The organism is Pseudenhygromyxa sp. WMMC2535, assembly GCF_011083025.2.
On the sequence record NZ_JABJWV010000001.1, the window covers coordinates 1,261,946 to 1,276,126 of the forward strand.

Consider the following 14,181-nt stretch of genomic DNA (forward strand, 5'->3'; position numbering starts at 1 on the left):
TCCAGACCGCTCCGGTGGACCCCGGAGAGCAAGCGCTGTTCTTCGTGAACAACGTTTGGATGATACTGGCGACGATTTTGGTGTTTGCCATGCACCTCGGCTTCGCCACCCTGGAAGCCGGGTTGACCCAGGCAAAGAACACCGTCAACGTCCTCTTCAAGAACCTCTGCATCATCGCCATCGGGCTGCTGACCTACGCCGGCGTAGGCTTCTCGCTCATGTACCCCGGTGCCGACTTCGCGGGCGGGGTCGCGGGCTTCGCGGGATTCGGGCTTCAGCCCCCGCCAGAGGCCAACGACATCGCCTACGCGAACGGCGCCTACACTTACTGGACGGACTTTTTGTTCCAGGGAATGTTCGCCGCGACGGCGGCCACGATCGTCTCGGGCGCCGTCGCCGAGCGCGTCCGCCTGGGCAGCTTCCTGATCTTCTCCACCTTCTTCGTCGCCCTGGTCTACCCCGTCGCGGGCATGTGGCTGTGGGGCGGCGGCTGGCTCGCCGAGCTCGGCTTCCACGACTTCGCCGGCTCGACCATCGTCCACGGCGTCGGCGGCTGGGGTGCCCTCGCCGGCGTCATCGTGCTCGGCCCGCGCATCGGCAAGTACCGGCCCACGCGAATCCACGACGAGGCCAGCGGCGACACCCGGGTGGCCATCAAGATGGTCCCGATCCGCGGCCACAGCATGCCGCTGGCGACCATCGGCGTGTTCTTGCTGTGGTTCGGGTGGTTCGGCTTCAACGGCGGCTCGGTGCTCTCGGCCGACCCGGGCGCGATCTCCAAGGTCCTGGTCGCCACCTGCATCGCCGGCGCCGGCGGGATCGTGACCGCCGTCGCGGCCTCGTGGATGGTCCAGGGCAAGCCCGACCTGTCCATGGGCCTCAACGGCGCGCTCGCGGGGCTCGTGGCGGTGACCGCCGGGGCCGACCTGCTCGAGATCGGCCAGGCCCTCGAGGTCGGGCTGGCCGCGGGCATCCTGGTCGTGCTCGCCGTGATGCTCCTCGACCGCCTGCGCCTCGACGACCCCGTGGGCGCGATCTCGGTCCACCTCGTGTGTGGCGTGTGGGGGACCCTGGCCGTCGGCCTGTTCTCCGCCGAGGTATCCTTCCTCCACCAGCTCGCTGGCGTGGTCGCCGTGGGCGCCCTGAGCTTGTCCACGGCCTGGGGGAGCATGAAGCTCCTCGACCTGACCATGGGCATGCGCGTGAGCGAAGACGAAGAGCGCCGCGGCCTCGACATCGAGGAGCACGGCTCGCAGTCCTACGTCGGCCTCGGGGGTCTGGGATGAGCGGCGCCTGGCCTCCCCTTCGTGACCACTCGGCCTGCGGGGTCGGGCTGCTCGCCGCCCGCGACGGCGTCGCCAGCCACGAGAGCCTCGAGCGCGCCCTGCGAGCCCTGGCCGCCGTCGAGCACCGCGGGGCCGTGGCCGCCGACGGGCGCAGCAGCGACGGCGCGGGCATCATGGTCGACATCCCCTGGGCGATGCTCGGCGAGGCGCCGCAGTCCGTCGCCCTCGGCTGCCTCTTCGTCGACGCCGAGGACGAGGGCGAGGTCCTGCGCATCTTCGAGCGGACCTTCGCGGTCTTCGACCTCGACGTGCTGCGCTACCGCGAGGTCCCGATCCGCCCGGGCGTGCTCGGCCCGATCGCCGCGGCCGCGCGCCCGCGGATCCTCCACGTGATCATCCGCCGACCCAAGGACTGCCGGACCGAGGCCAGCTTCGAGGCCCGGCTCTACCAGGCCAAGCAGCGCGCGCGCACCCGCCTGCGCGAGCGCCTGGGCCCGCGCACCCGCGAGCGCCTGTTCTTCACCTCCTTGTCGTGTCGGACCGTGGTCTACAAGGCCCTGACCCGGGCCGACGAGCTCGCCGCCTTCTACCCGGACCTCGTCAACCCGCGCTTCGTCACGCGCTTCGCCCTCTTTCACCGCCGGTTCTCGACCAACACCCGCAGCACCTGGGACAAGGCCCAGCCCTTCCGGCTGATCGCCCACAACGGCGAGATCAACACCATCGCCGGCAACCGCAGCTGGTCCTACTCGCGCGAGCAGGCCCTCGGCCTGGCGCCCAACGAGCTGCTGACCCACCGCGACGTCTCGGACTCGGGCAACCTCAACGAGCAAGTCGAGGCCCTGCGCGCGCGCTCCTCGATCCCCCAGATCGAGGACATCCTGGCGATCACCATCCCCACCGCCGGGGTCCGCAACGACTTCTACAGCTTCTGGGGCCGGGCCATGGAGCCCTGGGACGGCCCGGCCTTGATCGCCTGGTCCGACGGCCGCGCGCTCGGGGCTCGCCTCGACCGCAACGGCTTCCGCCCGGCTCGCTGGGCCATGACCCCCGACCGCTTCGTGCTCGCCTCCGAGGCCGGGATCTTCGGCCTCGACCCCGCGGCCATCGAGGCCCAGGGCATGGTCGGCGCCGGCTCGGGCATCAAGGTCTCGCTCGACTCGGGCGAGGTCCACTTCCGCGATCCTTCGGTCTCGCGCGAGAACTTCGGCGCGCGCTTCGACGCGCGGCTGATCGACTTCCCGATCTCCTCGCCCAAGGCTGCGTCCGCCGCCTCCACCCCATCACACGAGTTCGGCCCCGACGCGGGCGGGCGCGGCGAGACGCAAGATCCGCCGCGCCTGCCCGCGCCGGTGCGGCCCCTGATCGACGCCGCGACCCTCGGCGACGCCCGGCGCTTCGCCGCGCTCTTCAGCCTGAGCAAAGAAGAGCACGACAAGATCCTCGGCCCGATGATCGCCGACGGCCGCGAGCCGATCGGCTCCATGGGTGACACCGCCCGACCAGCGCTCTTCTCCAGGCTGCCGCGCAGCTTCTACGACTACTTCTTCCAGACCTTCGCCCAGGTCACCAACCCGCCCCTCGACTACATCCGCGAGCGCAGCGTCACGGATCTGTCGACCTACCTGGGCAAGCGTCCCAACATCTTCGCGGCCAAGGAGCTGCTGCCCCAGGCCCCCGGCCTGCGCCTCGACACGCCGGTGCTCAGCCTCGCGCAGCTGGCCTACGTGCGCCGGATGTGCGACAGCGCGCCGAAGCACGAGCGGCCCACCGAGCCGCGGATCCGCGCGCGCGAGATCGACATCTGCGTCGACGCCGAGGCCCTCGCGGCCGACCCGCGCACGGCCCTCGACGCCGCGCTCAAGAGCATCGCCCAGCAGACCCTGGCCGCGGCCGAGGCCGGGCGCGGGATCGTGATCCTCAGCGACCGCGCGGCCAGCTACGAGCGCCCGCCCCTGCCCAGCCTGCTGGCCCTGCGCGCCGCCGTGGTCGCCCTCAACCGCGAGGGCCTGCGCCTCGAGTCCTCGCTGGTCCTCGACACCGGCGACGTGCGGACCACCCACCAGCTCGCCTGCGCCGTCGGCTTTGGGGCCACGGCCCTGTGCCCGCGCCTGGCCTGCGCCCTGGCCCGCGAGACCGGCGAGAGCGAAGCCGACGCCGACGCCGCCGAGGGCCGGCTGCTCGGCGCGCTCGAGGCCGGCCTGCTCAAGGTCATGAGCAAGATGGGCATCTCGGTCGTGCGCAGCTACCAGAGCGCCAAGCTGTTCACGAGCCTCGGCCTGTCCCAGAACCTGCTGCGCCGCTACTTCCCCGGGCTGCACAGCCCCGTCGGCGGCCTCGACCTCTCGGCGATCGGCGCCGACATGCTGCGCACCCTCGCGGCCGCGCGCGCGGCCGAGGGCAAGCTGCTCCCGAGCAACTACCTGCTCAAGGAGCACCCGCGCGGGCGCGCCGGCGAGGCCCACTCGATGACCGCCGCGCGGGCCAAGCTCGTCCACGAGATCGGCACCTTGGGCGCGCGGCCCAAGGACCCCGCGGCGAGCAGCGATCCCAGCGCCGAGGCCTGGCGGACCTACGTCGCCGCCGGCGAGCACGAGGACCCCGTCAACTTGCGCGAGCTCTTCGAGCTGCGCCCCCTGGGCGAGGCCCTCACGCTCGACGAGGTCGAGGCCAACGCCACGATCCTCGCGACCTTCGGCGCCGGGGCCATGTCCTTCGGGGCGATCAGCGCCGAGGCCCAGCGCGACATCTTCTTGGCCATGCGCCAGATCGGCGGGCGCAGCAACTCCGGCGAGGGCGGCGAGAACCCGTGGTACTTCGTCGACGGGACGACCGCGACGACCAAGCAGGTCGCCTCGGGCCGCTTCGGCGTCGACGCCGAGTACCTGGCCTGCGCCGAGGAGATCGAGATCAAGATCGCCCAGGGGGCCAAGCCCGGCGAGGGCGGCCAGCTCATGGGTATCAAGGTCGACGCCGCCATCGCCCAGGCGCGCCACGCCAAGGCCGGGGTCGATCTGATCTCGCCGCCGCCGCTCCACGACATCTACTCGATCGAGGACCTCAAGCAGCTGATCTACGAGCTGCGCGCCGTCAATCCGCGGGCGCGCATCGCCGTCAAGCTGGTCTCGGGCGCCGAGATCGGGACGATCGCCGTGGGCGTGACCAAGGCGGGCGCCGACGTCATCCAGATCTCCGGTGGCGACGGCGGCACCGGGGCCGCGCCGATCAGCTCGATGAAGCACGCCGGCCTGCCCTGGGAGCTCGGCCTCGCCGAGGTCCACGCCGCGCTGACCCAAAACGGCCTGCGCGAGCGCGTGCGCCTGCGCGTCGACGGCGGCCTCCACCGCGGCTTCGACGTGCTCGTGGCCACGGCCCTGGGCGCCGACGAGTTCGGCTTCGGCAAGCTGCTGCTGATCGCCGAGGGCTGCATCATGGCCCGGATCTGCGAGAACAACCGCTGCCCCCGGGGCATCGCCACCCACGACCCCAAGTTCAAGGCCAAGTATCGCGGCTCTCCGGCGGCGATCGTCGCGACGATGGTCGCGCTCGCCGACGAGGTCCGCGAGCTGCTCGCCGGCCTCGGCCTGCGCTCCCTCGCCGCCCTGCGTGGGCGCAGCGAGGCGCTCCAGCCCGCTCGCCGCCACCGCGAGCTGCTGATCGAGCGTGGCCTGGATCTATCGCGCCTGCTCGCCGGCGCCGAGGAGCCGAACACGGCGCGGCTCCCGGCGCCGCGCGAGCGCCCTAGCGAGCTCGACCGCCGCCTGCTCGACGAGCTGTGGCCCAAGATCCTCCGCCGCGAGCCGGCCAGCTTGACGCTACCGGTCACCACCCGCGACCGCGCCGTGCTCGCGCGCCTCTCCGGCGAGCTGGCTCTGCGCGCCCACGGTGAGCGCATGCGCTCACTGGCTCGCCAGCCGCGGACCCTCGAGGATCCCGACCGCGCCTGCTACCTGCCCGAGCCCGGCAGCGTCGAGCTCGAGTTCGAGGGTAGCGCCGGCCAGGGCTTCGCCTGCTTCTTGGTCCGCGGCCTCGAGGTCCGCCTGCGCGGCGAGGCCAACGACTCCGTTGCCAAGGGTATGAGCGGCGGCTCCGTGGCCATCGTGCCCGCGCCCACGGCCCGCTTCGTGGCCGAGGACAACGTGCTGATCGGCAACTGTGCGCTCTACGGAGCCACCGGCGGCGCGCTCTACCTGCGCGGCCGCGCGGGCGACCGCTTCGCCGTGCGCAACTCCGGGGCCGAGGCCGTGATCGAGGGCGCCGGCATGCACGCCTGCGAGTACATGACCGGGGGCCGCGTGGCGATCCTCGGGGCCGTGGGCGACAACCTCGGCGCCGGCCTGACCGGCGGCGTGGTCTACCTCCGGTCCAGCGAGGCCGAGAAGATCAACGCGCAGTACCTCCAGCTCGACCCCCTCGACGACGAGGCCGCCGCCGAGCTGCGGGCGATGCTCGAGCGCCACGTCGAGCGCACCGGCTCGGCGACCGCCCAGGCCGCCCTCGCCGACTGGCAGCAGACCCGGCGCAGCTTCTTCCGCGGGCGGCCGCGGACCAAGGCCGCGGCCGCGTCCGACGACGTGCGCTCGGCCGGCTGAGCCGCGCAGGCTGAACCACGCCACGCCGACCGAGCTCGATCGACATCGGGCTCGGGCGGCTGGTCGCGCAGGCGAAGCCCTCTTCGTCGGCCAGGCTTGCAGAGCCCGCCAGGCTTGCCGAGCCCAGCCCAGCCCAGCCCAGCCCAGCCAATCGCTGGCGTTGCCCTGCCGCCCTTGGGCCCGGTCGCGCGGAGTTGCTAGATTCGCCGGCCCATGCCGCTGGATCCCGACGACATCCGCACGCCACCTTCGCCGACGCCCGCCGACGCCGACGCGCGCGCGGCCGACGAAGCGAGCGAGCGCGCGGACCAAGCAGCGCAGGCGCCCGCTCCCCCCGCGCGCCTGATCGACCGCATCGACGACGCGGCGGCGAGCGTCGACCAGGCCCCCAGCGCCGGCGTCGGAGGCAGCGCCGACGCACCTGCCCCGCAGCCCCTCCAGGCCCGCCTCGACCCGCCCACGGACCCTCCGCCCGGCGGCCTCGAGCCCGAATCGGGGACCGCCGCCGCGTGGATGGACACGGCCGGACGCTTCGTCCTCGAGCTGCTGCGCACCATCCCCGAGCGCCCGGCCGGCGGCGGGGCCCGAGCGCCGCAGCCCGCGACCCGCGTCGACGGCCCGCCCGCCCCCGGCATCCCCGAGCGCCCCCTCCCCGGCGGCCTCGACCAGGCCCTCGCCCACATCGCCGCGACCATGGACCACGGCCTCGAGACCGCCGGGCCCGGCTACATGGCCTACGTCCCCGGCGGGGGGCTCTACGCTGCCGCCCTCGCCGACCTGATCGCCGACGTCGGCAACCGCTTCACCGGCCTGGCCATGGCCGCGCCCGGCTGGGTCGGCCTCGAAGACGAGGTCCTGCGCTGGCTCGCCGGCGAGTTCGGCTACGGCCCCGCGGCCCGCGGCCTGCTGCTCAGCGGCAGCTCCATGGCCAACTTCACCGCCCTCGTCACCTCCCGCCACCACCACTTCGGCGACACCGGCGACTACGCCCACGCCACGATCTACACCTCGAGCCAGGCCCACCACAGCGTGGCCAAGGCCGCGTCCATGGCCGGGATCCCTCGGGCCAACCTGCGCCGCGTGGCCGTCGACGAGCTCTACCGCCTCGACCTCGACGATCTGCGCCGCCGCGTCGAGGCCGACCGCCACCGCGGCCTGCGACCTTTTTGCGTGGTCGCGGCCGCCGGCACCACCAACACCGGCGCCATCGATCCCCTGCCCGAGATCGCCGAGCTCTGCGCCCGCGAAGATCTGTGGCTGCACGTCGACGCGGCCTACGGCGGTGGCTTCGTGCTCTGCGACGAGGGCCGCCGACGCCTGCGCGGCATCGCGGCCGCCGACTCGCTGTGCTTCGACCCCCACAAGGGCATGTTCTTGCCCTACGGGACCGGCTGCCTGCTCGTCCGCGAGGGCGCCCGCCTGGCCGCCGCGCACATGGGCGAGGCAGACTACCTGCGAGACGTCGACGCCAGCGCCCTGCCCAGCCCCGCCGAGCTCGGCCCCGAGCTCTCCCGCCCCTTCCGAGGCCTGCGCCTGTGGCTGCCGCTGATGCTCCACGGCGCCGCGGCCTTCCGCGAGGCCGCGCTCGAGAAGCTCGCCCTGGCCCAGCTGTGCGCCGACGGCATCGCGGCCCGGATCCGCGCAGGCGCCCCGCTCGAGCTCGTCGCCTGGCCGCAGCTGTCCACGCTGGCCGTTCGCCTGCGCCGGCGCGAGGGCGAGTCCCTCGAGGCCCTCGACCGCCGCAACGTCGCCTTGCTCGCGGGGATCAACGCCCGTAACCGCGCGTTCTTGTCGAGCACCAAGCTCCCGACGAGCGAGGGGCCGGCCGTGGCGCTGCGGGTGTGCGTGATGAGCTTTCGGACGCACCGCGCGAGCGTCGAGGCGCTGCTCGAGGACCTCGATCTCGCGCTGGGCTGAACGACCCACTCGTACGCCACTGGCTCACAGCATTTGCCCTTCGTCCTTCCTCGTCCTCGCAGGCATCATCGGCGGCGATGAACGACGAGCGTCGAGAACCCGCCCCAGCACAGGACGACCCGACCTGGGCGGCCTTCCTCGAGCTCTTCGGCGGCCTCCCCCGCCAGGGCCCCGGCGACGCCGCCACCACCAGGGCCATCCTCGAGCTCGTCCCCTCGCTTCCCGCCGCGCCCAGGATCGTCGACGCCGGCTGCGGCTCCGGGGCCGCGCTCATGGTCCTGGCCGAGGCGCTGCCCACGGCCAGGACCACGGGGGTCGACGTGCAAGAGGAGCTCCTCGCCCGCCTGCGCACCGACGCGGCGCGAGCCGGCTTCGGCGATCGCGTGGACACCCAGCGCGCGTCCATGGACACGCTCGCGCTGCGCGAGCTCGACCTGATCTGGTCCGAGGGCGCCGTGTTCACCGTCGGTGTCGAGCAGGCCCTGCGCAGCTGGGCGCCCTGCCTGCGCCCCGGCGCGGCGGTGGTCTTCTCCGAGGCGTGCTGGTTCGTGCCCGCGGACCAGCGCCCGCCCGCGCTCGTCGAATTCTGGCGCCGCGCCTACCCCAGCTCCTCGACGAGGCCGGCCTCGCCGCGCGGATCGAGGGCATCGGCGCCTACGAGCTGCGCGCGACCCGGAGGCTCCCGCGCGCGTCGTGGCTCGACGACTACTACGAGCCCCTGCGCCAGCGCTGCGCGGCCCTGCGCCCAGGCGCCTCGGCGGCGATGCTCGCGGTCATCGCCCAGGCCGAGGAGGAAATCGCTACCTTCGAGCGCTGGGGGGACCGCTACGGGTACACCTTCTTCGTGCTCACGCGGCGGTGAGCGGCCAGGGGCGCCGCGCTCGACCCAGGGCCTGAAAAATCCTGTGGTTCTGGCACACTCGCGGCCGTCCATGTCTGCCGCGGAAGTCGACGCGCTGCTCGAGCGACTGGTCGCGCAGTTCGAGTCCCCCTACGACTTCCTGCGCGAGCTCGTCCAAAACGCCATGGACGCCGGCAGCGACCGGGTCGAGGTCACCCTCGAGGCCCACCCGCTCGCGGCGCTCGGGGTCGACGCGGGGGGCGCTGGCGACGACGAGGTCGTCTTCGAGCTCGTCATCCTCGACACCGGCGGGGGCATGGACGAGGCGATCATCGACCGCGAGCTGACCCGGCTGTTCTCCTCGGGCAAGGACGGCGACCAGACCATGGCCGGAGGCTTCGGCGTGGGCTTCGTCAGCGTGTTCGCCTGGCAGCCCGAGGCGGTGCTCTTGCACACGGGCCGCGACGGCGAGTGTTGGGAGCTGGTCTTTCACGCCGATCGCAGCTTCGAGAAGCTCGCCCTCGAAGATCCGGTCGAGGGCACGACGGTCAGCCTGTTCCGCCGCGGCCGCGCGAGCGAGCGCGAGGCCATCGCCGAGGCGATCCGCGACAGCCTGTGGCGCTGGTGCCGGTTTTGCCCGCTCGAGCTCAGCTTCGAAGATCTCAGCGGCGAGGATCCCCCGGAGCTGATCCAAGACAGCCCCGAGCTCGCCGAGAACAGCCTCGTCAGCCGCGCGGAGCTGCGCGGGGAGACCACCTTGCGGGTCGCCTTCGCCACGCCGCCCAACGTGGTGCTCCTGCGTCGCGGGCTGATCCTCGCCGAGGGCGGGCCGCAGGCGATCTTTCGCCCCGACATGGTCCGATCCCTCGGGGAGAGCGCCAAGCACCTCCAGGTCTGGGCCGACAGCCCCCAGCTGCACACGACCCTGGCCCGGGACAAGGTCGTCGACAACCACGGCCGCGAGGCCATCGAGGGCCAGCTGCTCCTCTTGGTCGAGCAGCTCCGCCGAGACCTGATCGCCCGCCTCGTCGAGCAGGTCGAGGTCGGCGGCCCGGACCCGGCCGAAGCCGGGGAGGGGCCCACGGATCCAGCCTGGACCCGCGAGCGCCACGCGATCCATGCGACCTTGCACGCCCACCTCGGCCTCGAGCTCGGGGCCCACGGCGTGCGCCCGCGCGAGGCCGTGATCCTCCGCGATCTCGCCCACGCCCGCGGCCTGAGCCTGGCGACGGCGGCCGAGCGCATGGCAGGGCGCCCGCTCCTGGTAGCGACCCCGCCGGCCCTGCTCCGCGCCGACGCCCAGCCGAGCGCCGAGTCGACGCAGGGGCCCCGCTCCCTGGCCGAGGGCATCGAGGCCCTGCTGGCCGCGCTCGCGCCCACCCAGCTCCCGGTGATCGCCGGCGACCTCGGCGACGACGGCCCCTGGCTGCGCGCGCTCGCCGAGCTCGCCGAGCTCGAGCTCGTCGCCCTCGAGCGCGCCGTGGCCACGGTCGAGATCGAGGCCGAGGAGGCCAGGGGCCTGTGCGGTCTGCTCCTCGGCATGCTCGACGGCCTGGGCTACGAGCGGCTGCACGTGCAGGTCGGGCGCTTTTGCGACGCCCGCGGCCGCCCCGAGCGCGGCCCCGTGTTTGGCATGGAGATCAGCGGCGCGGCGACCCCCCTGGCCTTCCACGCCAACACCAGCTTGCCGCGCTCGAGCCGACACCCGCGCGCGCTGACCCTCAACCGCCACAACGACCTGGTCGAGGTCGCGCTCGTCAGCTTCACCCAGCGCCCGCTGATCGCCGCCTGCTCCCTGGCCGCGGCGATCTTCGCGGGGCTCGACGAGGGCCCCGAGCCCGCCGATCTCGCCAAGGTCGCCGATCGCCTCGACCGCAGCTGGGCGCGCAGCTCGGGGGCCTCGTCGTGAGCGGCGCGCCCTTGCATCCGGCGGTCACCGAGCTGCTCGCGCTCCGGCGCCTCACCGGCGTCGAGCCTGGCGGCCCAGCCCCTCGCCCCGGGGCCCCGCGTCGCCACTTCACCGTCTCCCGCGAGAAGGCGCTGCTGCGCCTGCGCGAGCAGGCCCTCGCCCGCGCCAAGGCGGTGGACGAAGACGAGTGGCTGTGGACCCTGGCCGTGGTTCGGGCGGCCAACGCCCTGAGCGAGCACGCGCGCGCACATGTCCACGTCGAGCTCAGCGAGGATCCCAGCGACGAGGCCGTCGAGGTCATCGCCATCGACGTGGTCGTCCCCGGCTTCTCCTTCGCCGCGTTCGAGCTCCAGGACCTGCTCGCCGGCGCCCTCGAGCCCGACCTCGGCGCCCCCCTGCGCCCCGAGCTGCTCGACGACGACCTGCGATACCGACGCTTTCGCATGCTGATCGGGCGGGCGATCAACGACGCCCTCGCCGGCGCCCCCCTGGCCGTCGAGCTGCACACCGGCGTCGGCGGGCGCCGCTTCGAACGCCGCGAGCAGGTCAGCGCAGACCGAGACCCCTACACCGAGGCGCGGCTGCCGGGCCTCGACACACACAGCCGCTTCATCATCCGCCTGCTGCGTCCGCGGGCGGGCATCGGCGCTCGCCTGGGCCGCTGGGTCCGCGGGCGCACGCGCCCCGAAGAGGTGATCGCCGAGCTGTGGGCGCGCTGGCGCCTGCGCGAGGACGGCCGCCACCCGCCGGCGGTCGACGAGCACGGCCAGCTCTCCTTGGCGCCCGACTACCTCGCCGAGCCCCTGACCCTGGGCGAGCACGCGCGCATCGGCCCGACGATCCCCTACGAGCGCAGCGCGAAGCTGAGCCCCGCGCTGCACTACCTGCGCCACAACGCGCCCTTCTCCAAGGAGGTCCTGCTCGTCCGCGACGGCGTCATCTCGTTCTCGATCAGCAATGACCTCGCCGCCGCAGGCATGGCTCAGATCGAGCACGGGTGGATCGACTGCCCGAGCCTGCGCCTGACCGCCGACGAGCGCGCGATCGTCCACGACGCCAACTTCGATCTCCTGCTCGCCTGGCTCGGCGAGTACGCCCACCGGCGCAGCCAGGCGGTCGAGGCGAGCGAGCGAGCTCTAGACGCCGGGCGAGACGAAGAGGGCGAGCGAGGCGAAGAAACCGAGCGAGCTCGAGACGCCGAGGCCAGCACAGGCAGCGCGCTCCGCTGGCCCGAGGACCCCTTCGCGGAGCTCGAGACCGCCGCCGGCGAGCCCCGCAGCCACGCCGAGCTCGCCGAGGAGGTCCGGCGCGGCCGCGAGCTGGTCTACGTGTGGCGCCACCGCGCCGCCCAGCTGCCCTACACCGCCCGCCAGCGCGTGCTCAGCCTGTGGCCCTCGGCCCTCGCCCCGCTGCGCGCCGCCTTCCCCGACGCGCGCTTCGTCCCCCTCCAGGCCCTGGGCGACCAGAGCAGGCTCGACCCCGAGGATCTCAGCTCGCTGCGCGCCGGCAGCCACGACCCTCTGGTCCTCGTCCGCGACGCCCCCGTCGAGCTCCCCGCCCGCGACGGCGAGGCTCCGGCGCGCGTGCGCATCTCCGTCGAGGCCTACGTGCACCGCTCGCAGACCGCGACCATGGGCTTCATCTCGATCCTCGCCTACGAGCGCCGGGTCGCCCAGCTGACCGAGCGCGCCCTGGTCTTCCCCGGCATGACCTTGCTGTGCCGGGTGAGCCCCGACGTCGACTCACCCGAGCTCGGCGTCGCCGCCCTGCGCCGCGACCAGGCCGCGGTCACGGCCCTGGCCGCGGCCACGCGCCAGCGCGCCCTGGATCACTGGGAGGCCGTGATCGCCCACGTCATGCGCCGCGCCCAGGCCTGGGAGACGCCCCTGCTGCGCGGCGCCCTGGACCAGCTCAACGGCCCCAGCCTCGGCCTGTGCTACCGCAGCACCGACGCCGGCCTGCGCCTGAGCTGGCGCGACACGGCCCTGCTCGGCGTCGAGGTCGGGAGGCTGCGCGACCCCAGCGACTCCGGCTCCCCGACCCGCGACCTCCGCGACGCCCTCCGCCAGCTGCGAGATCGCGGGGCCATCGTCGTCGCCCACCCGCGCCAGCGCTACCCCTCCCTGCTCTCGAGCGATCCCCAGCTCGCCCCCTGGCAGCTCCCGTCCTGGTCGCGCCCCCTGCTCGAGCGCGTGCTCGGCCCTGGCAGCTTGCTCGACATGCCCACCGCGCCCGACGCCTACCCCCTCGTCGCCGCGGCCGAGGAGCAGCGCGTGCTCCTGCGCGACCGGGCGCTGATCAACACGGATCTCCAAAACGCACCCAACGACGAATTTGCCCGGCTGCGCCTGCTCGGCCACCTCCTCGTCGCCCGCGTCCTCGGCCGCGACACCCTCGGCCTCGAGGGCGTGCCCTTGCTGCTGCGCTACGACCCGCGGGCGATGACCTCGACCTCGCTGGTCAGCCTCGACGCCGCGACCCGCGAGCAGCCCCGCCCTCCCCTCGTCCCGCCGGGCGCCGTCCACCGCGGCCTCCCTGCCCCGGTGATCTCCGCGACCCCCGGCCAGGCCGCCCTGATGGGCGCCCTGGGCTTCGAAGGCGCCAGCCTCGAGCCCCCCGCCGGCCACCTCAGCGCCCGCGCCCACGATCCCGAGCCCCGCCTCGAGGCCCCCGTCCGCCGCCGAGCCCGGAGCGCACCGCCCCTCCTCGCCGCCACCCTCGCCACGCCCCAAGCCATCGGCACGCTCCAGATCGCCGCCGACGGCAGCTCCACCGGCATCTCCTTGTGGTCCGGCGGCCTGCGTCGCCGCACCCTCGAGCTCCCCGAGCCCCTCGGCCGCGTCAGCGGCCGCCTCGTCCTCACCACCCTCGGCGCCAAGCTCGAGCGCACCATCCCCGACAGCCTCGAGCGCATCATCACCACCCACGCCCGCGACCTCCTCGCCGACGCCCTCCACCAGCGCGCTCTGCTCTCCCCCCTCGGCCCTCAGCGTCAGCGCCTCGACCACCTCATCGACTACGCCCGCGCCCGCGTCCGCGCCGGCGACCCCTTCGAGCTCGCCGCCCCCCTGGGCATCGCCCCCACCCCCGGCCACGACCAGCGCATCGCCAGCTTGCGCCGCATGTCCCTCGAGGCCGCCCCCCTGCGCCCCCTCCCCCACCGCCGCGAAGCCCTGCTCGCCCAGGTCGTCAGCCAGAGCCTGGCCATGAACGTCCGCTTCGACACCGCCATCTTGTCCTGGCGCGCCGCCAAGCTCGGCAAGCGCCACCGCGACGGCGCCCTCGAGCTCGAGTTCGGCCTCCGCAACGCCTGGATCCAGCGCGCCCTCGACGAGGACCACCAGCTCGACCCCCCCACCCACCGCCGCGCCGCCCTGCTCGCCGGCCTCCTCGTCGTCACCGAGTTCTTCCACCAAGCCCGCGGCCGCGAAGACCTCGAGCTGGGCCCCGAACACCTCAGCGTCGCCCTCTGGCGCCTGCTCGAGCTCGCCCAAGGCTGACCCGCCCCCAGCCCGCCCCCCTCTCCGAGACAAAGACCCCCCTCGCCAAAGACACGCACGAGAGGGACAGCAAGGGACCCTCTGGGCGAGCTTTGCGTACCTTCCCTACCTTCGACAAAACACCCTCCCAAATAGG

The 14,181-nt window shown here is 73.7% G+C and carries 5 protein-coding genes; all 5 read left to right on the forward strand.

Annotated elements, in window-relative coordinates; all coding sequences use genetic code 11:
* Positions 1-59: 59 nt before the first annotated feature.
* The 5 genes from amt (at position 60) to G6O69_RS04625 (ending at position 14,045) form a co-directional block, all read left to right on the forward strand.
* Positions 60-1,286 (forward strand): ammonium transporter, encoded by a 1,227-nt coding sequence (amt, locus tag G6O69_RS04605; protein ID WP_172308134.1) that lies wholly within the window; start codon positions 60-62, stop codon positions 1,284-1,286.
* On the forward strand, positions 1,283-5,878 hold the full coding sequence (locus G6O69_RS04610) for a glutamate synthase-related protein (RefSeq protein ID WP_172302315.1): 4,596 nt from the start codon (positions 1,283-1,285) through the stop codon (positions 5,876-5,878). Before amt ends, G6O69_RS04610 begins: the two co-directional genes overlap by 4 nt.
* A gap of 213 nt (positions 5,879-6,091) precedes the next feature.
* Complete coding sequence (locus G6O69_RS04615; protein ID WP_172302316.1) at positions 6,092-7,795, forward strand: aminotransferase class V-fold PLP-dependent enzyme; 1,704 nt, start codon at positions 6,092-6,094, stop codon at positions 7,793-7,795.
* 77 nt (positions 7,796-7,872) lie between these two features.
* The gene (locus G6O69_RS04620; RefSeq protein ID WP_172302317.1) at positions 7,873-10,545 is read left to right on the forward strand and encodes a methyltransferase domain-containing protein; all 2,673 of its coding nucleotides are present in this window, start codon (positions 7,873-7,875) and stop codon (positions 10,543-10,545) included.
* Complete coding sequence (locus G6O69_RS04625) at positions 10,542-14,045, forward strand: hypothetical protein (protein ID WP_172302318.1); 3,504 nt, start codon at positions 10,542-10,544, stop codon at positions 14,043-14,045. The genes G6O69_RS04620 and G6O69_RS04625 overlap by 4 nt, the downstream gene beginning before the upstream one ends.
* The last annotated feature ends 136 nt before the right edge of the window (positions 14,046-14,181 follow it).

Coding starts and splice junctions, on each gene's coding strand:
- amt (WP_172308134.1), top strand. CDS start 60: ATGATACTGGCGACGATTTTGGTGTTTGCCATGCACCTCGGCTTCGCC.
- G6O69_RS04620 (WP_172302317.1), top strand. CDS start 7,873: ATGAACGACGAGCGTCGAGAACCCGCCCCAGCACAGGACGACCCGACC.
- G6O69_RS04615 (WP_172302316.1), top strand. CDS start 6,092: ATGCCGCTGGATCCCGACGACATCCGCACGCCACCTTCGCCGACGCCC.
- G6O69_RS04610 (WP_172302315.1), top strand. CDS start 1,283: ATGAGCGGCGCCTGGCCTCCCCTTCGTGACCACTCGGCCTGCGGGGTC.